This window comes from Cohnella lupini (assembly GCF_003386205.1).
GTDB classification, from domain to species: domain Bacteria; phylum Bacillota; class Bacilli; order Paenibacillales; family Paenibacillaceae; genus Cohnella; species Cohnella lupini.
Map to the genome: position 1 here is coordinate 37,970 of NZ_QRDY01000010.1, position 22,634 is coordinate 60,603.

The following is a 22,634-nucleotide window of genomic DNA, read 5'->3' on the forward strand; positions in this document are numbered from 1 at the left end:
CGTAAAAAAGGAAGTTGACCTATGGTCAACCTCCTAAGTATTCGACAATAGCGAGAAAATTCCTTCACCTGGTGCTTTTCTAATTATTTACTAACGCGCTTGCATCATTTCCCGCGCTTTCGAAAGCGCGGCTTGCCATTGCGTATCGACTTCCGGTTTCTGCAAATTCTCTTGAAGAATATCTTCCAATCTCTGTGCCGTTTTCGGATCTACCTCGCCCGAAACCGGCAAAGCTTGCTGTTGCTGAAACCGCTCCAGCGCCTTTTTCGTCTCTTGGCTAAAATAACCGTCCGTACGATCCGCCGGAAAACCAACGCCCTCAAGGATATTTTGAAGATTCTCGACCGCTTCCCCGCTCGTATCGAATTTAAGAATGTAATCACGGGGTAATCGGTAAGCCTGGAAGTAATCCGGTTGAGCGACTTCGATATCGGGCTCGATCCCTTTTTGATCGATCCATGTCCCGTCCGGGAGCAACCATTTGTTAACCGTTAGCTTAATTAGGCTCTTGTCCCCGAGCTCCTCGTTGAAGGGAACCTGTACCGTGCCTTTGCCGTAAGTGGTAATGCCCACGAGCACGGCATCGGCGGACTGCTTCAGAGCCCCCGCCAAAATCTCGGCCGCGCTGGCGCTACCTTCGTTTATCAGCACAACGAGCGGAATCGCATTGTCCATAACCCCGTTTTTCGCGACATCGACGATACGCTCGCCATCCTTATACTCGGATTGCACGATCGGTTTGCCTTTCTCCACGAGCTGATCGGCCACGTCGATAACCGTCTTGAGCAGCCCTCCCGGATTGTCCCGGACGTCGATGACGAGCGCCTTCATACCGTTAGTCCTAAGTCTCTGAAGTTCGATCGCTACTTGTCCCGCAGTCTCGTCGTCGAATTGATTGATAATGAGATGCCCTATACCGTCCGGGCTGATTTCGGCGTCCACCGTTTTAAGCCCGATGCGATCCCGCACAAGCTCGAGATCAAGAGGCTCGGTCACTCCGCTCCTTCGCACCTTTAACTTGGCTTTAGTGCCCTTAGGTCCGCGTATTTTCGCAACGGCTTCGCTAAGGGTCACCCCCTTCAAGCTCTCTCCGTTAACGGATAGCAATACGTCTAGCGGCTGCAACCCCGCTCTCTCCGCCGGCGATCCGCGAATCGGAGCCTCGACGACGATCTCTCCATTGTCGACTCTGAGCTCCGCCCCAATTCCCGTAAACGCGCCATGGATGGCATCGTTGAACTCTTCGGCTTCCTCTTCGGACTTGTACACCGAATAAGGATCGCTCAACGATTCTACCATCCCTTGCAAGGCGCCATCCAATAGCTTGTTCCGATCCATCGGCACGATGAATCGCTGCTCGATGAGATTGAAAGCTTTATTCAATTTGTCCAGTTCATCCTGGTTAAGCCCTTCGTTCTCGGAAGACGCGTCCGATCCGGAAGGCTTCAGACTCCAGTCGGATAATTCGAAAAAAGAGTAAGTCGCCACGCTGGCAGCAATAGCCGTCAGCACCATCATGGCTACAACGGTGCGACCTCGAAACCACACGAAAATCCCACTCCTCGAACTACGGTTTATTATGATTAGATTATGACATGCTTCCGCGACTTAGCCTAGTGGTTGTTCAAAAAGCCGGCTTTTGATCACGAAGCGTAACAAGAAGCGGATTCGACATCGAATCTTGAATTCAGCCGGGCCTTCCGGTGCTCACGTAGGTTTTTCCTACGCTCCGCTCCTCACTCCCTAGCTTCATCCAATCTTCTCGGTGCTGAAAAGCCGGCCTTTTGAACTTGATCTTACTGTGGTTGTTCAAAAAGCCGGCTTTTCATCACGAAGCGCGGCAAGAATCGGATTCGATATCGAATCTTGACGGCTTTGATCACGAAGCGAAATGAAAAACAGTTGATCCGCGACGAAAAAACTCTCTGTCGGGGATCAACTGTTCCTTCAAGCCTTATTTCAGATAAGACACCGGATTCACCGGTTCGGAATTTTTGCGAACCTCGAAGTGCAGATGGTTACCCGTCGACTGACCGGTCGAGCCGACCATGCCGATTTTCTCCCCGCGTTTGACCGTTTGGCCTTTTTCCACGAGAATGCCTCCGTTCATCAAGTGACCGTATAACGTCCACAATCCGCTGCCATGGTCGATGATGATGCAGTTTCCGTAGCCGCTCCAAGACTGGGCGACGATAACGACGCCCGTCTCGGCGGCGTAAACCGATGTTCCCTTTGGCGCAGCCATGTCCATGCCCGCATGAAGCTTCTTAGCACCCGTAATCGGGTGGATTCGGTAACCGAAAGGCGATGACAGCCGGTATTCCACTTTCAACGGCATGCCTAGCTTGCCGCCCTTATAGTAGTTCTTGATCCTGTTTTTCTTAGCTTGAAGCGCGGAGGCCTGCTTCGCGAGCTCCGTGAGCTGCTTCTCGGATTCCTCGCTGATTTCTTCCAGGTTCTCGATCTGCTTCGTAATCTTGGAGATCAATACTTCCTTGTCGTTCTCGTCTTGGTGGAGCTGCGCTTGGTTCGTTTCCAGCTCCTTGTACAAATCCTTGACGCTTTGAAGCTCTTTTTCCCTTTGCGTCTTCATAGCCGCGACTTCGTCGGTATATTTCTTTTTCTCGTCGGCGATGTTCTTGTCCTGCGCGGTTATCGATTCTACCGCGTCGAACCGATCCAAGAAGTCGGAGAAGCTCGTCGCGCTAAGCAATACGTCCAAATACGAGACGGCTCCGGCCGTATAGGCCATACGAACGCGAGAATCCATCAACTCCATGCGATTGTCGCGTTGCTTGATCGCATTCTGCAACTCTTCTCCCGTCACGTATAGCTTCTCTTCCGCAGTGGCGATTTTCCCTTGCGTCGTTTCCAGCTTCTTCTGTACCAGGCCAATGCGATCCAACAACTTCTGCATATCATCCTTGGTTGCCTCTTGCTTGCCGGTAAGATCTTCAACGGTTTTCTCCGCGTATCTCTGATTGTGCGCAGCGCGATCCATGTCGTCCTTCAGCTTCTTCAAGTCCTGATCGATTTTCTCGACTTCGGAAAGAGCTTGTCCGTTGTACGGTTGCGCGATCAGTACGGTAACCAGCAGCATGGCTACCAAGAGCAATAATTTCCTTCTCACGAAAGTCCTCCTTCGGCACGGGTTTGCCGCATCCCAATATCGGTTAATGAGTAATATTAGACTTTAAGATACCTTCGCACGGATATCGTGCTTCCCCAAACTCCCAGCAACGTTCCTAGAACGATGATGGTTCCCCCGACGAGTACTCTGACTTCGTCCAATGTCGAGAACTGAATCATGTACAGGCCTACGGATGCGCTCGTCGATTCTACCAATTGGGAATATCCGAACAACAGCAGGGCCGTACTGAGGAAAGAACCGCCGAAACCGATGATGGCGCCTTCGATGAAGAACGGCCAGCGGATAAAGTTGTTCGTTGCGCCGACCAGCTTCATAATCGATATCTCTCGACGGCGAGCGATGATCGTCATCTTGATCGTCGTGGAAATCAGGAACATCGCCATGACGGCAAGACCCAATACGATCGCGATTCCGATATTGCGGACGGCGTTCGTAATGCTGAATAGCTTCTCGATCGTCTCTTTGCCGTATTTTACTTTGGAGATGGATTTGTCGGGATCGGTCAAATTGATCGCTTCGATCTGAGCGGCGACGAAGGCAATCTTCTGCGGATCGAACGCTTCGACTTCGAAGGCGTCCGGCAACGGGTTATTCTCGTTCTCGTAGCCGTCCAGCGCTTCTTTGCCTTCTTCCCCCATGCTCTCGCGGAAACGCTTCAAGCCTTCCGCCTTGGGAATGTATGTAACGGTTTTCACTTCGGGTATTCGCTTGATCGTTCGCTCGATTTCTTCCGCCTTGGTCTGCTCCGTGTCTACTTGGAGATACACGTTAATCTGAACTTGGCTATCCAATTGATCGGCCAGCTTGTTGACGTTAAGCGCGAGTAGCATAAAAATCCCGAGGATGAACAACGAAACGGCGATCGAACTCATCGAAGCGAAAGTCATCCAGCCGTTCCTTCCGACATTCTTGACCCCTTCGCGAATATGGCGGGAAACGGTACTAAATTTCATAACCGTATTCCCCTCTCTGCTGATCGCGAACGATGCTGCCCCGTTCGATAGCGATAACGCGTTTGCGCAGCGTGTTCACGATCTCTTTGTTGTGCGTTGCCATGACGATCGTCGTGCCTCTGAAGTTAATCTCTTCCAGCAAATTCATAATGCCCCACGAAGTCTCGGGGTCCAGGTTTCCCGTCGGTTCATCGGCAACGATAACCGCAGGACTATTGACGATGGCGCGCGCGATTGCTACCCGTTGCTGCTCTCCTCCGGACAATTGAGCCGGAAGGCTGCTCGCTTTGTGCTTCAGTCCTACTAGCTCTAACACTTCCATCGTGCGCCGGCGGATCATCCGCTTAGGCGTCTCGATAACTTCCATAGCGAAAGCCACGTTCTCGAAAGCGGATAACTTGGGCAACAGCTTGTAATCTTGGAAAATAACTCCGATATTCCGGCGTACGTAAGGAATTTTGCGATGCTTCAGCTTTCCTATATTGAATCCGTTGACGGAAATCTGTCCCTTGGTCGGAACCTCTTCCCTGTAGATCAGCTTCATGAATGTCGACTTCCCGGCACCGGAGGGGCCGACTATGTACACGAACTCGTTACGATCGATAACCACGTTAACCCCTTGAAGAGCCGTCGTGCCATCGGCGTAAGTCTTCCAGATGTCCTGCATTTCAATCACGGTATCACTTCCTGTTAAGATTCAGACCTTAGTTACTTCGACATCATGCCTGATATTCCTCTCTTTGTCGATGATCCGACAGGAGAAATATGTCGACCCATGGTACAAGATCCCATATAGGGCTTGGACTTTAGGTAAATTTTAAGAAATTTTTAATTTTTGGCGAAAACGAACTTCCACAATCGTTGTATATATATCTAGAAACTTTTGTAAATTAACATTCTAAGGAATTGGGAGGGGTCCGTTATGAAAAAAGGATGGTTAGTCGCGGTATTGTTGACGATTCTGATCATCGGCGCCGGGTTAGGCGGTGCGATTACTTACGGCGGCGATGACACGTTGCCGGAAGAATTTACCGTAGGCGGTCTGCTGGTCGGCGGACAATCTGCGGATGCGGCATTGGCGCGAATTCGCGAGCAAGCGGCTAAACTCGAATCGACCGTCGTAAGCGTACAGCCCGATCAACTCGGCTCCGTCGGAGCGGACCCCGAGATCCCCTCCTACACCTTCAAGCAATTAGGTATGAAAGTAGACGTGGACGAAGCCTTGAGCGCGATCGAGCGTTACCGGGATTATTCCTGGTGGGAAAGGGCGAAGATCCGATATCGGGGCACTCTCGACGCATCGCACGGCATGACGGTGACCTGGGATGAAAAGGCGTTCAGTCAAACGGCGGGATCGTCTTGGAGCGCATTAGTTACCGGTCAGTCCGAGAACGCGACGCGAACAATCAATGAACAGGATGTCGTCGTCTATACCGAAGAGAAGCTGGGACGCCGGTTGGATCTGGCCGCCATGCGGGATCAGGTGCGGAAGAACGAGCCCGTTACTTTGTCGTCTTTGCGGACGGAACCTCTCCTTCTGGAGTTAACTATTACCGAGACTCCTCCGGAAATCACTCTGGCCAAGCTGAAAAAAGAAGGCATCGACCGCAAAATCGTGGAATTCACGACTTCATTCACTTCGAGCGGCGAAGGGCGTTCCCATAACGTGACCGTAGCCGCCAAAGCCTTAAACGAAACGCTCCTCATGCCGGACGAAATCTTCGAATACGGGAAGATCGTGGCCAAAGCCGAAAAAGAATACGGCTATATGGAAGCACCGGTCATTGTGAAAGGCAAACTGACTCCGGGCATCGGCGGCGGTATATGCCAAGTATCCAGCACGCTGTATAACGCAGCGTTGCTCACGGGTCTGGACATCGTCGAGCGGCGCAACCATTCTCTCGTCGTTCACTACTTGCCTAAGGGCCTGGATGCCACTTTCGCCGACGGGTACGTCAACTTCAAGTTCCGAAATTCGACGGGCAAGCAATTATTGATCCGTACGGTCGTCGAGGACAAGACGCTTACGGTGAAACTTTTCGGAACGATGCCGGAAAATATCTCTTTCGAGACCGAAACCGAGCTCGTCAAAGAAAATGCTCCGAAAATCATATATGTGGCTAATGACAAGCTTGCCCTTGGTGCGCAAGATACTTTGCAAAACGGCGAAGCCGGCTATGTGGTCGAATCGTTCTTGGTCAAGTCGGTGAATGGCGAATTCGCCGAGCGCAAAAAGCTGTCCAAAGACACTTATCGTACTACGGACACTCTGATCGCGGTTAATCCCCAAGATGTACGATTGCATCCGGATGGCGAAACGCCGACTCCGAGCGTTCCCGCTCCCGGCGGAGACGAAGGACCGGTCGAACCGATTTAATCGGCTGAACTAACAAAGACGGGAAAGCAAAAGACGTAGCCCAATCGGCCACGTCTTTGTTTATTTATTGCTATATCCTTAAAGGCTCTTCGCTTCGTACTCCGAGACCCATTCCGAGGTGCGGGCCAGTTCGGCTTCGGCGCGAGAGATCGCGGCTTCCACTTGCGGGGTTGCGGTGCCACCGTAGACGTTCCGTGCGTTAACGACCGCTTCCGGCTGAAGCACCGCGTAAATTCGATCGTCGAACAGCTCGGAAAATTGCTTGAATTCCTCCAACGTCAGATCGAGCAGAAACTTATTGTGCTGAATGCAGTAAAGTACCGTTTTGCCGATGACTTCGTGCGCTTGACGGAACGGGAGGCCTTTGCCCACCAGGAAGTCGGCGATATCCGTCGCGTTCGAGAAGTCTTGGTCGACGGCGCGGCGCATCTTTTCCTTGCGAACCTTCATAGTCTCGATCATCGAGGCAAACAGCTGCAGCGCTCCCTGCAACGTTTTAACCGTATCGAACATGCCTTCCTTGTCTTCCTGCATGTCTTTATTGTAAGCCAGCGGAAGCGACTTGAGGACGGTTAGAAGGCCAACCAGGTTGCCATAGACGCGACCGGTCTTGCCGCGAACGAGCTCGGGCACGTCGGGGTTCTTCTTCTGCGGCATAATACTCGAGCCCGTGCAGAAAGCATCGTCCAGCTCGACGAACTGGAACTCGGTGCTGGACCAGAGAATAAGCTCTTCGCTCATGCGGGATAGATGCATCATGATCAGCGAAGCTCCGCTCAGGAACTCCACGATGAAGTCGCGGTCGCTGACCGCGTCCAAGCTATTCTCGTACACGCGGCCGAAATTGAGCTGCTGAGCCGTGAAGTGGCGATCGATGGCGAAGGTTGTTCCCGCGAGAGCTCCCGCTCCGAGCGGCAAAGCGTCGATTCGCTTGTAGCTGTCTTGAAGGCGCTCGATATCGCGGCCGAACATAGACACGTAAGCCATCAGATGATGGGCGAACAGGATCGGTTGCGCCCGTTGCAGATGCGTATAACCCGGAACGATGGTATCCAAGTTCTGCTTGGCTTGTCCGATGAGCGCTCCTTGCAGCTTCTGAAGCTGATCCACGAACTCGACGACGCGTTTGCGCAAATACAGATGCATGTCCGTCGCCACTTGGTCGTTGCGGCTGCGCCCCGTGTGAAGCTTGCCGCCGACGGGACCGATCTCGTCGATGAGCGCCTTCTCGATGTTCATGTGGATATCCTCGTCCGCGATGAGGAACTCCTGCTCGCCGTTCTGGATGCGCCGGCGGACTTTCAGCAATCCGTCTTTGATCTTCTCGACGTCCTCGGCCGGAAGAATGCCGCACTTGCCCAGCATCGTCACGTGCGCCAAGCTGCCTTGGATATCCTCCTCGGCTAGCTCCTTATCGAACGTAATCGAAGCCGTATATTCTTCCACCAGTTGGTCGGTTTTTTTCGTGAACCGGCCGCCCCATAATTTGCTCATGATCGGAATACCCCTCTCCTATGTATCGCGCTTTAACGACAAAAGGGGAGCTCCGGTTAGCGAAGGTGCCTCCCGCATTGCCCCGCGCTAGCAAAACCGTCTTCGGCAATACCGATTGCTGAAGAAGCTTTGCGGAGGTATCGGATGTGTATAGGAGGATTTCACCTATGCATTCCGATACGCTACGGGGGATGGTTCGGCAGGCTCGCGCCCGGTTCTCCCTTTTGTCTTTATCAGTTAATGCCGGATGCGCCGTTGACGCCCGAAGATACCTTCAGACGCAGCGCGTTCAGGCGGATGAAGCCGGTAGCGTCGCCTTGATCGTACGCTTTCGTAGGGTCCGCTTCCATCGTCGCGATGTGCGGATTGTAGAGACTGACGGGGCTCTTGAGGCCGGCCGCCATGATATTGCCTTTGTACAGCTTCAGACGGACCGTGCCCGTCACGTGCTTCTGGCTCTCGTTCACGAGCGCTTGAATGGCGATGCGCTCTGGCGCGAACCAGAAACCGTTGTATACCAAAGTGCTATATTTGGAGATCAGGGAGTCGCGAAGATGCATGACGTCGCGGTCCATGGTCAACGATTCCATTTTGCGATGAGCGGTGAACAAAATGCTTCCGCCCGGAGTTTCGTATACGCCGCGGCTCTTCATGCCGACGAACCGGTTCTCCACCATGTCGACGCGTCCTACGCCGTGTTTGCCGCCGATTTCGTTCAGCTTCTCCATGATCGCCAGCGGGCTCAAGCTTTCTCCGTTGATCGCGACGCAATTGCCGGCTTCGAAATCGAGCTCGATATACTCGGCTTCATTCGGCGCTTTCTCCGGGGAAACGCTCAGCACGTACATGTCTTCCACGTCCGACGCGCTGGAATCGAACCAAGGATCCTCGAGCATGCCGCTCTCGAAGCTGATATGCAGCAGATTGCGATCCGTCGAGTACGGCTTGGATGCGGATGCTTGAACCGGGATGCCGTGCTTCTCGGCGTAGGCGATCATTTCCGCGCGACCCGGGAAGGCTTCGCGGAACGCTTCGTCGCGCCATGGCGCGATGACTTCGATGTTAGGAGTGAGGGCCGCGGCCGTCAGCTCGAAGCGGACTTGATCGTTGCCTTTACCTGTCGCGCCGTGCGCGATGTACGTGGCGCCTTCGGCGAGGGCGATTTCCACCATGCGCTTAGCGATCAGAGGACGAGCGATACTCGTGCCAAGCAAATATTGGCCTTCGTAGAGCGCGCCTGCTTGAAACATCGGATAAATGAAGTCCTTGGCGAATTCCTCGCGGAGATCGTCGATATACACTTTGGAAGCGCCGGTTTTGAGCGCCTTTTCTTCTAAGCCGTCCAATTCGTCCTTCTGGCCGATATCGGCGGTGAAGGTAATAATCTCGGCATCGTACGTTTCTTTAAGCCACGTAAGAATGACCGATGTATCGAGTCCGCCGGAGTAGGCAAGGACGATTTTGTTTTTTGCCATTGGGAATGAAAGCTCCTTATCGGGAAAATGTTATGCATTAAATTGTTAGGTTAGGTATAGTCGCTATCCCATCCGCTCAGAGCTGCGAAGGTGCGAGCTATAGTGTCGAGCCAATTGGGTGCGAGTTAGCTCGATTTTGTTACTAATTCGACTTGGATTGGTTGGTTTGGTGCGATTTAGCTCGATTTCGTTACTAATTCGGCTCGGTTTCGCTGCTTTGGAGCGAGTTAGCTCGATTTCGTTACTAATTCGGCTCGGTTTCGCTGCTTTGGAGCGAGTTAGCTCGATTTCGTTACTAATTCGGCTCGGCTTGGCTGTTTTGGTGCGAGTTAGCTCGATTTCGTTACTAATTCGGCTCGGCTTGGCTGTTTTGGTGCGAGTTAGTTACCACGGTGAGTCGTGCAACTGACGAGAGAGACGCCAGCTTACATAATCGCGGCCATAACCGCTTTCTGAGCATGCAGGCGATTCTCGGCTTCGTCGAAAATGACGGAGTGCTTGCCGTCGATAACGCCTTCGCTGACTTCTTCCCCTCGGTGCGCGGGTAAGCAGTGCATGAACAGGTAGTCGTTCTTGGCGTATTTCGTCAATTCCTCGTTGACTTGATAGTTCTTGAACGCCTTTTCGCGATCCTTCTGCTCCTCCTCGAAGCCCATGCTCGCCCAAACGTCGGTATAGACGATATCGGCACCTTCGATAGCTTCCCGAGGATCGCGGACGATATCGATGCGGGAGCCGGTTTCTTGCGCCGCCTCTCTGGAAGATTTCACCGAGCTTTCGGCTGGGTCGTATCCTTCCGGAGATGCGCTGGCGAAGTGCATGCCGAGCTTGGCCGCGCCCATCATCAGCGAGTGCAGCACGTTGTTGCCGTCGCCGATATAGGCGACTTTAAGGCCTGCCAGCTTGCCCTTATGCTCAAGCGCGGTCTGATAATCCGCCAAAGCTTGGCATGGATGCGACTGATCGGATAGCGCGTTAATGACGGGAATCGTTGCTCCGCGCGCCAATTCGACGACGTTGCGATGACCGAAAGTACGCAGGATCATGCCGTCCAGGTAACGGGACATGACTTGCGCCGTATCGCGGATCGTCTCCCCGCGTCCCATCTGGATATCGTTCTTGCTCAAGAATAGCGCTTGGCCGCCCAATTGATACATGCCGACTTCAAAGGAAATCCGCGTACGGGTAGACGATTTCTCGAAAATCATTCCCAAGGATTTGCCCTTGAGAGGATGATAGATTTCGCCGGCTTTCTGCTTCCGCTTAAGCTCGATGGCAAGATCCAATAAGTAACGGATTTCTTCCGGCGTATAATCCACCAGCCCAAGAAAATCCCGGCCCTTCAAATTCAAAGCGATCTCTTCCAGGTTCGCCGTCGTTGTCATAGCAAAACCCCCTTCTTCCTTAAAGGCCGACGGATTTCGCCGCCGCCTGTTCCGTTAATACGGTTGCGATCAATTCGACCGCCGTATCGATATCTTCATGGGAGACCAGCAGGTTAGGGAGCAGCCGGATCACGTTAGGACCGGCCGGTACGACCAGCAACCCGCGGGAATGCAGCTCCGCTAGAGCCTCGGCGACCGGTCCGATGCAGACGATGCCGATCAGCAAGCCCTTGCCGCGGATTCCCTCTACGTTCGGAAGACCGGCAAGCTTCTCCTGCAGCTTCGACATCAAGTACTCGGATGCTTCGGCCGCGCGTTCTACCGCCTTCTCCTTCAGCATCGTCTCGATCGTGGCCGCAACCGCAGCCATCGCGATCGGCGTGCCGCCGAAGGTCGTCGCGTGCGCGCCCGGCACGAAAGCCGGTTTAACGTGCGCTTTGGCAAGCATGGCGCCTACCGGGAAGCCGCTTCCGATTCCTTTGGCCAACGTGAATACGTCCGGCTCGACGTCGTAGTGCTCGTAAGCGAACAGCTTGCCCGTGCGTCCCATCCCCGTCTGGATCTCGTCGATAATGAGCAGAATGCCGTGGCGATCGCAGAGCGCGCGCACTTCCCGCAAGAAGTCTCCGTCGACCGGAATAACGCCGCCTTCTGCCTGAACCAATTCGAGCATGATCGCGGCCGTCTTATCGTTCACCGCCGCTTCCAAAGCGGCGATATCGTGAAGAGGCACATGGCGGAAGCCCTCCGGCAACGGCAAGAAGCCTTCCTTTACTTTATCTTGACCGGTCGCCGTCAAAGTCGCCAGCGTGCGTCCATGGAAAGATTGATTAAACGTGATGATCTCGTAGCGGTCGTTTCCTTTCAGCTTCTGATGGTAGCGACGCGCGATCTTGATCGCGGCCTCGTTCGCCTCCGCCCCGCTGTTACAGAAGAACACCGCATCGGCGCAACTATTATCGACAAGCAGCCTCGCCGCGTTCTCTTGGTTCGGATTGCTGAACAGATTGGATATGTGCCATAGCTGGTCGAGTTGCTGTACGAGAGCGTTCTTGACGGCATCCGGTACGTGCCCTAAGTTCGTTACGGCCAAGCCGCTCATGAAATCAAGGTATTCCTTCCCTTGATCGTCCCATAGCCGGCTTCCTTTCCCCTTCACCAAAGTAATTGGAAACCTCGCATACGTCGAAAACAACGCGCTGTCGCTCATTCCGATCTCTCCTTTTTTCCCCAAATGGCCTTACGACCTTACGATTCGAGTCCCGATGTCGCCTTCCGTTACCGCGCGGCTAAGCACGCGCTCCGCCGACCCGTCGACGATCAAAACTTCCTTGACGTTGCCATGCAGGCAACTCATTGCCGCTCGCACCTTCGGGATCATGCCGCCGTATATTTCTTCGCTAACAATCATTTCCTCTAAGTCCTCGAACGTCACCTGAGGCAGAACGACCTTCTTCCCATCAACCGTCCGCATGATGCCGGGAACGTCCGTTACGACGATCATCGTATCCACGCCAAGCTCGGAAGCAACCGCTCCGGCCGCCGTGTCCGCGTTGATGTTGTACCGTTGGCCTGCTTCGTCGATGCCGATCGGCGCGATGACTGGAATAAACCCGAGCTGGATAATGCCTTCGACCAAAGTAGAGTTCACGCCGATTACGTCGCCGACAAGCCCGACTTCATGAGCGTTCTCTACCGGCTTCGCCACGATGAGCTTGCCGTCCGTACCGGACAACCCGATCGACTTGGCGCCGTTCTTCTGCAGCTTGCGAACGATCTCCTTGTTGATGCGTCCCGCGAGAACCATCTCGACCACGTCCAGGGTAGGTTCATCAGTTACGCGAAGTCCGCCTACGAATCTGCTCTCGATTCCCAGCTTGCCAAGCGTTTCGTTGATGGCCGGCCCCCCGCCATGCACGATGACCGGTTCGATGCCTTTAGCCTGCATGTCGCGCAAATCTTCGAAAAAGGCATCCGGCAACGCAGCCAGCGTGCTACCGCCGCATTTCATTACGAATCTTCGATTCCCCATAGCGATTATCCGTCTCCTTACGTCCGATAAGCGGCGTTGATGCGCACGTAATCGTACGTCAGATCGCAGCCCCATGCCGTCGCTTTGCCGCTGCCCATGTTCAGGTTGACGTTGATGCCGACGGTATCGCCTTTTAAGTATTCCAATGCTATCTCTTCGTCGAAAGGAATCGGTCTGGATTGCTCCAGCACGAGAATATCACCTAAACGGATGTCTACCGTTCCTACGTTAACCGGCTGTCCCGCCCGGCCTACGGCGGCGATAATCCGTCCCCAGTTGGCGTCCGCTCCGTAAACGGCGGACTTCACAAGGCTGGAACCGATAATCGTCTTCGCGATCGCTTGAGCCGCTTCGTCGCTTGCCGCGCCGATGACGGTCGTCTCGATCAGCTTGGTCGCGCCTTCGCCATCGCGGGCAATGGCTTTCGCCAGTTCCGCGCATACGTGGCGCAAGCCGTCCGCGAACGCTGCGAAATCAGGGTGATCGCGAGTAAGCTCCTCGTTGCCCGCCAATCCGCTTGCCATTGCCACCAGCATATCGTTCGTGCTCGTATCGCCGTCGACGGTTATCATATTAAAGCTGACATTCGTTACTTCGCGCAGCAATTGTTGCAGAAGATCCGATCCTATGCTAACATCCGTCGTGACGAAACCAAGCATCGTCGCCATGTTCGGATGAATCATTCCCGAGCCTTTGGCCGCGCCTGCGATGGTGACTTGGCGGCCGTCCACCTGGACGCTCACGCAGCTTACTTTCTTGACGAGATCCGTCGTCAGAATCGCCTGACAGAAGTCGTCGGAGCCTTGGATATCTTCTCGCAACCTACCGGGAAGCTTATCGATCCCGCTAGTGACGCGGTCCATCTTCAACAACTCACCGATGACGCCGGTTGAAGCGACTGCCACTTGGTCCTTGCTCACGCCGAGGGCTTCCGCCGTATTCGATTGCATCGTCCTGGCGTCCGCATCGCCTTGCTCTCCCGTACATGCGTTGGCATTGCCGCTGTTCACGATCACTGCCCTTAACGTACCGCCTTTACCTAGCGATTCGCGAGTCACCAATAAAGGTGCCGCTTGAAACAGGTTCGTCGTGTATACGGCAGCAGCGGCAGCCGGAACCTCGCATACGATAACTCCCAGGTCGTGCCGATCCGTTTTTTTCAACCCGCAATGTAGGCCGCCGGCCTTGAAACCTTTAGGCGTCGTAACTCCTCCGCCTTCTATGATTGTAAACCTCTTATTCCCCATGATAGTCGTCCAGTTCCTCTCTTCCATGAATTAAGGGTATACCGGCGAGAATTGCAGGCCGAGCGTCTCGTCCCAATTCATCAGCAGGTTCAAATTCTGAATCGCTTGGCCGGCAGCTCCCTTGACCAAGTTATCAATAACCGAAATAAAGGTGATTCTTCCCGTTCTCTCGTCCACGGAAAAGCCGATGTCGCAATAGTTCGTGCCGTATACTTCCTTCGTCGCCGGCCAGTTGCCGTCCGGACGAACGCGGACGAACTTGCGACCTTCGTAAAACTGCCGATACAACTCTACGAAGTCCGCGCTGGAACGCTTCTCGGTCAATTTAGCGTACATCGTACTCATAATGCCTCTCGTCATCGGAACGAGATGCGTCGTGAAAGTAGCGATGACGGGTCTTCCCGCCGCTTCTGTAAGTACTTGCTCAATCTCGGGCGTATGTTGGTGTTTGTTTATTTTGTAAGCTTTGAAATTCTCGTTGATCTCGGAGTAGTGGTTACCGAGGCTAAGGCCACGACCCGCTCCGGATACGCCCGACTTCGCGTCTATGATGATGCTGTCCGGATCGATCCAACCCGCTTTAACCGCCGGATACAATCCAAGCAAAGCAGATGTCGTGAAGCAACCGGGATTGGAAATAAAATCCGAGTTCGCTACTTGGTCGCCGTATACTTCTGCAAGGCCGTAAACCGCGCGAGCGACCAGCGCTTGGTCCGCTGGCTCGTGTTGGTACCATTGCTTATAAACTTCTCCGGACTTCAATCGGAAGTCCCCGGAGAGGTCGATCACTTTAAGCCCCGCTTCCAAAAACTCCGGTGCCAGCTTCATGCTGACTCCGTGAGGAGTGGCTAAAAACACGACATCCGCCTTGGCACGAATGTTATCTACGTCGATTCCGTCGAGAAGATCGGTGCGGATTTCCATGAGATGGGGAAAACCCTCCGCGATAGGAGCTCCCGCGCTGGAAGACGAGATGACGGACGTAACCTCGACGTGCGGATGGGATTGCAGCAAACGAATGAGTTCGACGCCGCTGTAGCCGGTTGAACCGACGATAGCCGCTTTGATCGTTGATATCATAAATAATTCCCCCAGATAAAGAGACCGAATATAGAATGAATGAATCAATCGTCCGCATTTAAGAATATGTATTATTATACATCGAAATTACTATTTATTCAATGGTTGGATTCACTTATCCGATCCCGGCAACTCCTTCACGGCTCTCCTCACTATAAAAGACGTTCATCGTGGAAGCCTTCCCCCAATACTTCCGCAGCGTTCGTGATGATCACGAATGCATCCGGATCCGCATCGCGCACGAGAATCTTGAGCCGCACCACTTCATTCTGACCCACGACCGCGAGCAGTACGGGCCTGTCGTCTCCGGTATAACCCCCGACACCTTGCAGCTTGGTCAGTCCCCTGTCCAAATCATGTAAAATCGCATCCGCTACGCGTGTCGGATGCTTCGAGATAATAAATGCGGCTTTAGAGGTTTGGAATCCCGTCTGAATAATATCGATCGTCTTGCTCGTAGCGAACAGGCCGATCAGGGCGTATAAAGCATTTTCCAGCGAGATGAACAAACCTGCCGAGAGAATGACGAGTCCGTCCAACGTCGCGACCGCCAGCCCCAACCGCATGCCGAAGACCCTGTGCAAGATTTGTGCCGCCACGTCAAGTCCGCCCGTCGATCCCCTTCCCCGGAAAACGAGCCCTAATCCGATCCCGACGCCGAGTCCCCCGTAGAGGGCAGCGAGAAGCGGATCGTTGGTCGGCGTGTGCCAATGAGCCGTCATCAAGACGAACAGCGGCAACACGACGGAGCCTACCGCCGTTTTGACGCCGAATTGCTTGCCGAGCACGAGAACTCCCGCCAAAAATAACGGAATGTTGAGCGCCCACTGCGTATAAGCGGGGGTAATGTGAGTCAACGTATTCAGGATAACCGAGATCCCCGATACTCCGCCCGACGCGATGCGGTTAGGCAGTAGAAATAGATTAAAGCTTATTGCTATAAAGAAAGATCCCAGCAGCATAGCCAGATAGCTGAACAAGGTTCTGATTCCTGGCGAGAACCGGGGCGTCGCTCTTTTGTTGAGGACGCCTGCAGGGACATAAGGAATTTTACTTTTCATTTCGTTTTCCGACATCGATAGTCCTTCTTCCCTCTGATCATACGCAGAAAAACTTCCTACACCTGATCAGTGTAAGAAGTTTCGCGACATGCTATACATTATTGTACTTCCTGCTTGATTTGGCTGCGCAGATAGCCGTCGATAAAGGAATCCAGATCGCCATCCATGACCGCTCCAATGTTCCCCGTCTCTACCGACGTCCGGTGATCCTTCACCATGCTGTAAGGATGGAACACGTACGAACGGATCTGGCTGCCCCACGCGATATCCAAATGTTCACCGCGAACTTCGGCCAATTCCTTCTGCTGCTCCTGAATCTTAAGCTCGTAAAGCTTGGATTGCAGCATCTTCATCGCTTTATCCCGGTTCTGCATTTGCGAACGTTGCGTCTGGCAAGCAACGACGACGCCCGTCGGGATATGAGTCAGCCGGACAGCCGAATCCGTCTTGTTGATGTGCTGACCTCCGGCTCCGCTTGCGCGATAAGTATCGACCCTCAGATCCTCTGGACGTATTTCGATATGGATCTCGTCGTTGATCTCCGGCACGACGTCGCAGGAAACGAAGGAAGTATGGCGTCGGCCCGAAGCATCGAAAGGAGAAATGCGCACGAGTCTGTGTACGCCTTTCTCTGCCTTAAGATATCCATATGCATTGTGACCCTTGACGCCGATCGTTACGCTCTTGATCCCAGCTTCATCGCCCGGCAGATAGTCGAGCAGTTCCACCTTGAAGCCGCTCTTCTCCGCCCAGCGCGTATACATCCGGTATAGCATCTGCGCCCAGTCCTGCGATTCGGTGCCGCCCGCTCCCGGGTGAAGCTCCAGGATGGCGTCGAGTTTGTCGTACGGCTGGTTGAGCAGCAATTGAAGCTCGAACGAATCCACTTTGCCCGTTAACGTTTTGACGCTTTGGGTCCACTCCGTCGCCATCGATTCATCCGACTCTTCTTCGAGAATCTCGAGCATGTCTAACAGATCTCGGCACTCGTTCTCCAAGCCTTCGAATTGGTCGACGACTCCCTTAATCGCGTTCATCTCTCCGATAACGGCTTGCGCCTTCTCGTTATCGTCCCAGAAATTCGGATCGCTCATTTTGACTTCGTAGTTCTCGATCTGTTCTTTCTTCAGATCTAAGTCAAAGTGACCCCCTGAGTTGCTGGAGTCGCTTCGCGTTTCCGCGAAGGTCTTGCTTAACCGATACGTCTAGCTCGAACATGTTGAAAACCACCTCTTAAGATCTAGTGCTTACCGCGTAAGCGTCGGAAGGAATCGAATCGCTCAGGCTATTCTATGCGACCATGGCACAATTTGTATTTCTTCCCGCTACCGCAAGGGCAAGGGTCGTTGCGTCCTACAATGCTCGCGCTACGAGCCTTCGGCTTCTTCGGACCTTCATCCGCCTTCACGTCGACGGCTTGGCCTTCCGCCACCGCTTCGCGCTTAGGAGCCGTTTGAACTTGCGCTCTCATGATATACATCGTGATTTCTTCTTCGATCCGCTCGATCATCGCAAGGAACATGTTATGTCCTTCGAATTGATATTCGCGAAGCGGATCGTTACCGCCGTAAGCCCGTAAGTGAATCCCTTGGCGCAGGTGATCCATGGAATCGATATGATCCATCCACTTGCTGTCTACCGCGCGAAGGACGACGACCTTCTCGAATTCGCGCATCGTCTCGAGCCCGATGGACTCTTCGCGTTCGTCGTATAGCTTCTCCACGCTCTCCACGAGGAATTCGATGATCTCTTCCTTCTCCTTGCCCCACAGATCGTCTTTGGTAAAACGGTCTTCAGGTAGGAAGTGGGTGTGAGCGTAAGTAAGCAGGCTATCCAAATCCCAGTCTTCCGGAACGTCGTTATCCGAGCAGTGGCTATTTACCGCGCGATTAATGACGGAACGAATCATCCCCGTAATAATCTCGCGAATATTGTCCGAGCTCAGAATCGCCCGGCGATCTCCGTAAATTTTCTCCCGCTGCAGGTTAATGACGTCATCGTATTGGAGGACGATGCGGCGAGTATCGAAGTTGCTGCCTTCTACCCGCTTCTGAGCGGATTCGATCGCTCGCGAGATCAGACGGCTCTCGATCGGAGAATCCTCGTCGAAGCCGAGTCGCTCCATCATGCCCATGATGTTGTCCGCGCCGAAACGGCGCATCAACTCATCCTGCATGGAGAGATAAAATTGAGAGGAGCCCGGATCGCCTTGACGTCCCGCACGGCCGCGCAATTGATTATCGATACGACGGGATTCATGACGCTCCGTACCCATGATATGAAGACCGCCGATTTCCACGACGCCAGCACCCAGCAGGATATCCGTTCCGCGTCCGGCCATGTTGGTAGCGATCGTAACCGTACCGTACTGTCCCGCGCTGGAGATAATCTCCGCTTCCTCGGCATGGTACTTCGCGTTCAGCACTTGGTGCTTGATGCCCTTCTTCTTGAGCATGTCGGAGATCCGCTCGGAATTCTCGATCGAGACCGTACCGACGAGCACGGGTTGTCCCGTGGCATGGCGACTCACGATCTCTTCTACGACCGCGCGGTACTTGCCGTTCTCGGATTTGTACACCACGTCCGGAATATCGGTACGGATCAATGGGCGGTTCGTCGGCACTTGCACGACGTCCAAGCCGTAAATCCGTTTGAATTCTTCTTCTTCCGTCTTGGCCGTACCAGTCATGCCGGCTAGCTTGCGGTACATCCGGAAGTAGTTCTGGAACGTAATCGTCGCCAGAGTCATGCTCTCGTTCTGGACCGTAAGCTGTTCCTTCGCTTCAATAGCTTGATGCAGGCCTTCGCTATAACGGCGACCGGCCATCAGGCGTCCCGTAAATTCGTCGACGATAACGACTTCGTCTTCTTGAACGACATAGTCGACATCGCGTTTCATAATGAACCGAGCGCGCAATGCTTGGTTAATATGGTGATTCAGCGTCACGTTATCGTGAGCGAACAAGTTCTCGATGTTAAACGCGCGCTCAACCTTCGTAACTCCAGCTTCGGTCAAAGCTATGCTGCGCATTTTGATATCCACCGTAAAATCTTCGACATCCGTCAGCTTGCTGACCAAACGATCGGCGGCATAATAGAGCTCGGTGGACTTCTGTGCTTGCCCGGATATGATCAAAGGCGTACGAGCTTCATCGACAAGGATGGAATCCACTTCGTCGATGATCGCATAATGAAGCGGACGCTGGACCATCTGTTCCTTATAAAGGACCATATTGTCGCGCAAATAGTCGAACCCGAATTCATTGTTCGTGCCGTATGTGATATCGCATGCGTAGGCTTCCTGCTTCTCCTCGTGAGTGAGGCCGTGCAGGTTGCATCCCACCGTCATGCCCAAGAATGAATAGATTTGTCCCATAAGCGCGCTATCGCGCTGTGCTAAATAGTCGTTAACGGTAATAACGTGAACGCCTTCGCCTTGCAACGCGTTCAAGTACACGGATAACGTACCGACTAGCGTCTTACCTTCTCCCGTTCTCATCTCGGCGATTTTGCCGTGATGAAGAACCATGCCTCCGACGAGCTGTACGTCGAAATGACGCATGTTCAGCACGCGTTTGGAAGCTTCCCTGACGACTGCGAACGCCTCTGGAAGAATGTCATCCAGGGACTCGCCTTTGGCGATGCGGCCGCGGAATTCATCCGTCTTGGCGCGAAGCTGATCGTCGCTCAGGGGAGCAACGGATGACTCCAGTCCGTTAATCTGGTCTACGGTTTTAAGGAGCCGCTTCACTTCACGTTCGTTGGCATCTCCGAATATTTTTTTGACAAGTCCCAACATTTAGGATGTACCCCTCTCTCTCGGGTCTAACTACATCTTCTCATTTTATCAGTTTGGAGAAAATGGGGCAAGGAAGCGACGATTAGCAATATTACCAAATAGGAAGGATGCCCGAGAGCACCGATAATGGTATGTAAATGGAGTTTGCCTACGCTTCCCGAACCGCGCAAAAAAAGCCCCGGCTTAGAGTGGCCGGGGCTTCCGTATTCATCTTATTCAGCGGATTCGATTAACCCGTATTTCCCGTCGTTCCGACGATATACGACACTGACTTCTTGACTGGATGTATTGGCGAATACGTAGAAATTGTGTCCGACCAAGTTCATCTGAAGAATCGCTTCTTCCACGTCCATCGGCTTCAGATTAAAGCGTTTCGTTCTTACGAGCTCCAGATCGTCCTCTTCGTCTCTCGCAAGCGTCGTAACGGATTGGCCGCTACTACCGAAATCCTCCTTAAAGAGTGCCCTAGCAGAACCTGCTTCCCTGAAGTTACGGTTGATTTTCGTTTTGTGTTTGCGAATCTGGCGTTCGAGTTTGTCCACTACAAAGTCAATCGATGCGTACATGTCCTCTCTCTTCTCCTCCGCGCGCAAGAGAGCGCCCGGGAGAGGAATCGTAACTTCAATGGCTTGCTGGCCTTTCGTTACGCTTAAGGTTACGGTTACATCGGATTGGGGAGGTGCTTCAAAGTAACGTTCGAGACGGCTTAACTTCTTCTCAACATACTCACGAAGAGCATCTGTCACTTCCATACGCTGACCACGAATGTTGTATTTCATGGGCAATCCTCCTTTGCATGACTCTATGATAACATACCCGCGGCAAGGGTTTCAAAACATTCCGTTAATAAAATTGAATTTTTAGATAATTTGGCCCATATGCTATAAATTTGAAAAATCATACTGAAATCAAATAAAAAAACCCCGGATTTCTCCAGGGTTGGCGTGACATAACCATCACTACATGAAAGCCACATCTTGTATGATTGTTCGACGACGATGCGTCGTTATGATTACACTCTTGTAACGTTAGCTGCTTGAGGACCTCTTGCGCCTTGAACGATGTCGAATTCGACCGTTTGGCCTTCTTCTAGTGCCTTATAGCCGTCCATTTGAATAGCGGAGAAGTGAACGAACACGTCGCCACCTTGCTCTGTTTCAATGAAGCCGTAACCTTTTTCCGCGTTAAACCATTTAACTTTTCCTTGCATGTGTTAAACATTCCCTTCATATTCAAATGACGTTAGACGTAAGCATTTATGCCTAGCCCACATCACGAATATAACATTTGTGAATATTTGGTGTCAACGGTTTTTTGTAAGCGGATACAGAGGGCTATTCATCCTTTATTATGTAACACGGTGTCATAGTAAACAGATATTTTCTAATTTTCTGAGAAAATGGGTAAGAAAAGCAGCCCGCTGAAAGAAAAATTTCCCCGTTTTTTGGGAGATCTAAGTAGTAACTGCAATTTCTCTCTATTCCTTAGAGAAATTATTAATAAATTCTCGATTATTCATGAATAGCTTAGCGTGTTCATTAATTTGCTCCTCAGGCCAATTCCACCACTGAATTCGATTCAGCTTCTCGATCTCTTCCGACGAAAAACGGTATCGTATAACACGAGCAGGCACACCAACCGCAACTGTATAATCTGGAATATCCTTTGTCACAACTGCGCCTGCTCCAATGATGGCTCCGTTACCGATCTTTACGCCAGGCAGGATAACGACATTCGTGCCGATCCACACATCGTGGCCGATACTCGACTTTTCATTGTCCGTCACTTCTTCTGCCGGAACTACGTGATCCCTCGATATAAACCCCAGCATATTTCCATAATTTGTGCTCTCATGAATCAATTCGCCAGAAGCAAAATGAAAAATGGGGCTTGTCGTGATATAGTCCATAATGTGGTTTACCCCACCGGTTGCAAATACATTTACTGATGAAAAAGAGCCTATACTTTTTATGCGGCCGTGAGTAATAAGTCTTTCAAAGCCATAGGTATACCGACCAATCTCGACTCCGTTAATAACACGCGCTTTTGTGAAGTCTTTCATTGGATCATACAAGGTTTCAATTGGACGGGATAATGACAAAGTTAAAAATTCATCTTCAACAGTAAATCCGTTATCAATCAATTGTTTTTCAATCTCTGCGTACGACATCGTCGCAATGAGGACAAGCACTCCGCAGCCGCGATTTTCAATTAACGATTGAAAACGGTAAACAGGAACTCCAAACAATTGCGTACCTTGTTTGTTAAGAGCATTATCGATAAAGTATTCAACGGAAATCCCTAACGTTTTCAAAGCAAAGAAGGCAAGTTGACCTGCTTTCCCCGCACCGAATAGGGCCACTTTTTTACCGGCAATTTTTGGGTATGTGCTAGCGATAGAATGAATGATATTTTCAAGCAGTGAGAACTCCTCCTTGAGATCACGACGTTATTATTGTGTACCTTCATCTGTTCGATTCCAGTATCGTTTATCAGAAATAAAATCGTCATTCGACAGGCTATAGGGCGGAATGACATGCAAATTCGTATGATCCCACACTATATTGAGCTAAATAACGC

17 protein-coding genes and 1 pseudogene are annotated in these 22,634 nt (G+C 52.4%); 1 reads left to right on the forward strand and 17 read right to left on the reverse strand.

Going from position 1 to position 22,634, the window contains the following annotated elements; all coding sequences use genetic code 11:
- Nucleotides 1–90: 90 nt before the first annotated feature.
- The 4 genes from DFP95_RS17020 to ftsE form a co-directional block, all read right to left on the reverse strand.
- Complete coding sequence (locus DFP95_RS17020; protein ID WP_115993857.1) at nt 91–1,548, reverse strand: S41 family peptidase; 1,458 nt, start codon at nt 1,546–1,548, stop codon at nt 91–93.
- A gap of 406 nt (nt 1,549–1,954) precedes the next feature.
- Nucleotides 1,955–3,130, reverse strand: coding sequence for a murein hydrolase activator EnvC family protein (locus DFP95_RS17025; RefSeq protein ID WP_115993858.1), 1,176 nt, complete (start codon nt 3,128–3,130; stop codon nt 1,955–1,957).
- 56 nt (nt 3,131–3,186) lie between these two features.
- Entirely contained in the window at nt 3,187–4,104 is a 918-nt protein-coding gene (gene ftsX, locus DFP95_RS17030; RefSeq protein ID WP_115993859.1) for a permease-like cell division protein FtsX, read from the reverse strand.
- Nucleotides 4,094–4,780, reverse strand: a complete 687-nt coding sequence (ftsE, locus tag DFP95_RS17035; RefSeq protein ID WP_245987707.1) for a cell division ATP-binding protein FtsE — start codon at nt 4,778–4,780, stop codon at nt 4,094–4,096. The genes ftsX and ftsE overlap by 11 nt, the downstream gene beginning before the upstream one ends.
- 246 nt (nt 4,781–5,026) lie before the next feature.
- On the opposite strand from ftsE, the gene DFP95_RS17040 reads away from it, so the two are divergent.
- On the forward strand, nt 5,027–6,481 hold the full coding sequence (locus tag DFP95_RS17040) for a VanW family protein (protein WP_115993860.1): 1,455 nt from the start codon (nt 5,027–5,029) through the stop codon (nt 6,479–6,481).
- Between the two features lie 78 nt (nt 6,482–6,559).
- Here the strand turns inward: DFP95_RS17040 and argH are convergent, their stop codons facing one another.
- From argH to DFP95_RS29815, 13 genes and pseudogenes are all read right to left on the reverse strand, one after another.
- Nucleotides 6,560–7,975 (reverse strand): argininosuccinate lyase, encoded by a 1,416-nt coding sequence (gene argH / locus DFP95_RS17045; protein ID WP_115993861.1) that lies wholly within the window; start codon nt 7,973–7,975, stop codon nt 6,560–6,562.
- A gap of 233 nt (nt 7,976–8,208) precedes the next feature.
- Nucleotides 8,209–9,450: an argininosuccinate synthase gene (locus tag DFP95_RS17050; RefSeq protein WP_115993862.1), complete on the reverse strand. Its 1,242-nt coding sequence runs from the start codon at nt 9,448–9,450 to the stop codon at nt 8,209–8,211.
- A 425-nt stretch (nt 9,451–9,875) separates the two neighbouring features.
- Nucleotides 9,876–10,835, reverse strand: a complete 960-nt coding sequence (argF, locus tag DFP95_RS17055) for an ornithine carbamoyltransferase (protein ID WP_115993863.1) — start codon at nt 10,833–10,835, stop codon at nt 9,876–9,878.
- A 19-nt stretch (nt 10,836–10,854) separates the two neighbouring features.
- A complete protein-coding gene (locus DFP95_RS17060) occupies nt 10,855–12,045 on the reverse strand; it encodes an acetylornithine transaminase (protein ID WP_181907479.1) in 1,191 nt (396 codons plus the stop codon).
- Nucleotides 12,046–12,075: 30 nt separating this feature from the next.
- Nucleotides 12,076–12,867, reverse strand: coding sequence for an acetylglutamate kinase (argB, locus tag DFP95_RS17065; protein WP_115993865.1), 792 nt, complete (start codon nt 12,865–12,867; stop codon nt 12,076–12,078).
- A gap of 17 nt (nt 12,868–12,884) precedes the next feature.
- Nucleotides 12,885–14,114: a bifunctional glutamate N-acetyltransferase/amino-acid acetyltransferase ArgJ gene (gene argJ, locus DFP95_RS17070; RefSeq protein ID WP_115993866.1), complete on the reverse strand. Its 1,230-nt coding sequence runs from the start codon at nt 14,112–14,114 to the stop codon at nt 12,885–12,887.
- A gap of 30 nt (nt 14,115–14,144) precedes the next feature.
- Nucleotides 14,145–15,194 carry an N-acetyl-gamma-glutamyl-phosphate reductase gene (gene argC, locus DFP95_RS17075; RefSeq protein WP_115993867.1) on the reverse strand — a complete coding sequence of 350 codons (1,050 nt, stop codon included), beginning with the start codon at nt 15,192–15,194 and terminating at the stop codon, nt 14,145–14,147.
- A 152-nt stretch (nt 15,195–15,346) separates the two neighbouring features.
- A complete protein-coding gene (locus tag DFP95_RS17080; RefSeq protein ID WP_115993868.1) occupies nt 15,347–16,270 on the reverse strand; it encodes a YitT family protein in 924 nt (307 codons plus the stop codon).
- Between the two features lie 83 nt (nt 16,271–16,353).
- Nucleotides 16,354–17,473 (reverse strand): peptide chain release factor 2 gene (gene prfB / locus DFP95_RS17085; RefSeq protein WP_115993869.1). Its coding sequence is split into 2 segments (ribosomal slippage): nt 16,354–17,394 and nt 17,396–17,473, totalling 1,119 coding nucleotides; the frame shifts between segments, so codons are not numbered across the junction.
- 67 nt (nt 17,474–17,540) lie between these two features.
- Nucleotides 17,541–20,054 carry a preprotein translocase subunit SecA gene (secA, locus tag DFP95_RS17090; RefSeq protein WP_115993870.1) on the reverse strand — a complete coding sequence of 838 codons (2,514 nt, stop codon included), beginning with the start codon at nt 20,052–20,054 and terminating at the stop codon, nt 17,541–17,543.
- Nucleotides 20,055–20,266: 212 nt separating this feature from the next.
- Nucleotides 20,267–20,833: a ribosome hibernation-promoting factor, HPF/YfiA family gene (gene hpf / locus DFP95_RS17095; protein ID WP_115993871.1), complete on the reverse strand. Its 567-nt coding sequence runs from the start codon at nt 20,831–20,833 to the stop codon at nt 20,267–20,269.
- A 233-nt stretch (nt 20,834–21,066) separates the two neighbouring features.
- A complete protein-coding gene (locus tag DFP95_RS17100) occupies nt 21,067–21,264 on the reverse strand; it encodes a cold shock domain-containing protein (RefSeq protein WP_115993872.1) in 198 nt (65 codons plus the stop codon).
- Between the two features lie 402 nt (nt 21,265–21,666).
- Nucleotides 21,667–22,224, reverse strand: a pseudogene (locus DFP95_RS29815) (CatB-related O-acetyltransferase); the annotation flags it as partial.
- Nucleotides 22,225–22,634 lie beyond the last annotated feature (410 nt).

What these genes read in the sequence shown, in the direction of transcription:
- ftsX (WP_115993859.1), bottom strand. Translation starts at nt 4,104, where the DNA reads ATGAAATTTAGTACCGTTTCCCGCCATATTCGCGAAGGGGTCAAGAAT.
- DFP95_RS17040 (WP_115993860.1), top strand. Translation starts at nt 5,027, where the DNA reads ATGAAAAAAGGATGGTTAGTCGCGGTATTGTTGACGATTCTGATCATC.
- argH (WP_115993861.1), bottom strand. Translation starts at nt 7,975, where the DNA reads ATGAGCAAATTATGGGGCGGCCGGTTCACGAAAAAAACCGACCAACTG.
- DFP95_RS17050 (WP_115993862.1), bottom strand. Translation starts at nt 9,450, where the DNA reads ATGGCAAAAAACAAAATCGTCCTTGCCTACTCCGGCGGACTCGATACA.
- argF (WP_115993863.1), bottom strand. Translation starts at nt 10,835, where the DNA reads ATGACAACGACGGCGAACCTGGAAGAGATCGCTTTGAATTTGAAGGGC.
- DFP95_RS17060 (WP_181907479.1), bottom strand. Translation starts at nt 12,045, where the DNA reads ATGAGCGACAGCGCGTTGTTTTCGACGTATGCGAGGTTTCCAATTACT.
- argB (WP_115993865.1), bottom strand. Translation starts at nt 12,867, where the DNA reads ATGGGGAATCGAAGATTCGTAATGAAATGCGGCGGTAGCACGCTGGCT.
- argJ (WP_115993866.1), bottom strand. Translation starts at nt 14,114, where the DNA reads ATGGGGAATAAGAGGTTTACAATCATAGAAGGCGGAGGAGTTACGACG.
- argC (WP_115993867.1), bottom strand. Translation starts at nt 15,194, where the DNA reads ATGATATCAACGATCAAAGCGGCTATCGTCGGTTCAACCGGCTACAGC.
- DFP95_RS17080 (WP_115993868.1), bottom strand. Translation starts at nt 16,270, where the DNA reads ATGTCGGAAAACGAAATGAAAAGTAAAATTCCTTATGTCCCTGCAGGC.
- secA (WP_115993870.1), bottom strand. Translation starts at nt 20,054, where the DNA reads ATGTTGGGACTTGTCAAAAAAATATTCGGAGATGCCAACGAACGTGAA.
- hpf (WP_115993871.1), bottom strand. Translation starts at nt 20,833, where the DNA reads ATGAAATACAACATTCGTGGTCAGCGTATGGAAGTGACAGATGCTCTT.
- DFP95_RS17100 (WP_115993872.1), bottom strand. Translation starts at nt 21,264, where the DNA reads ATGCAAGGAAAAGTTAAATGGTTTAACGCGGAAAAAGGTTACGGCTTC.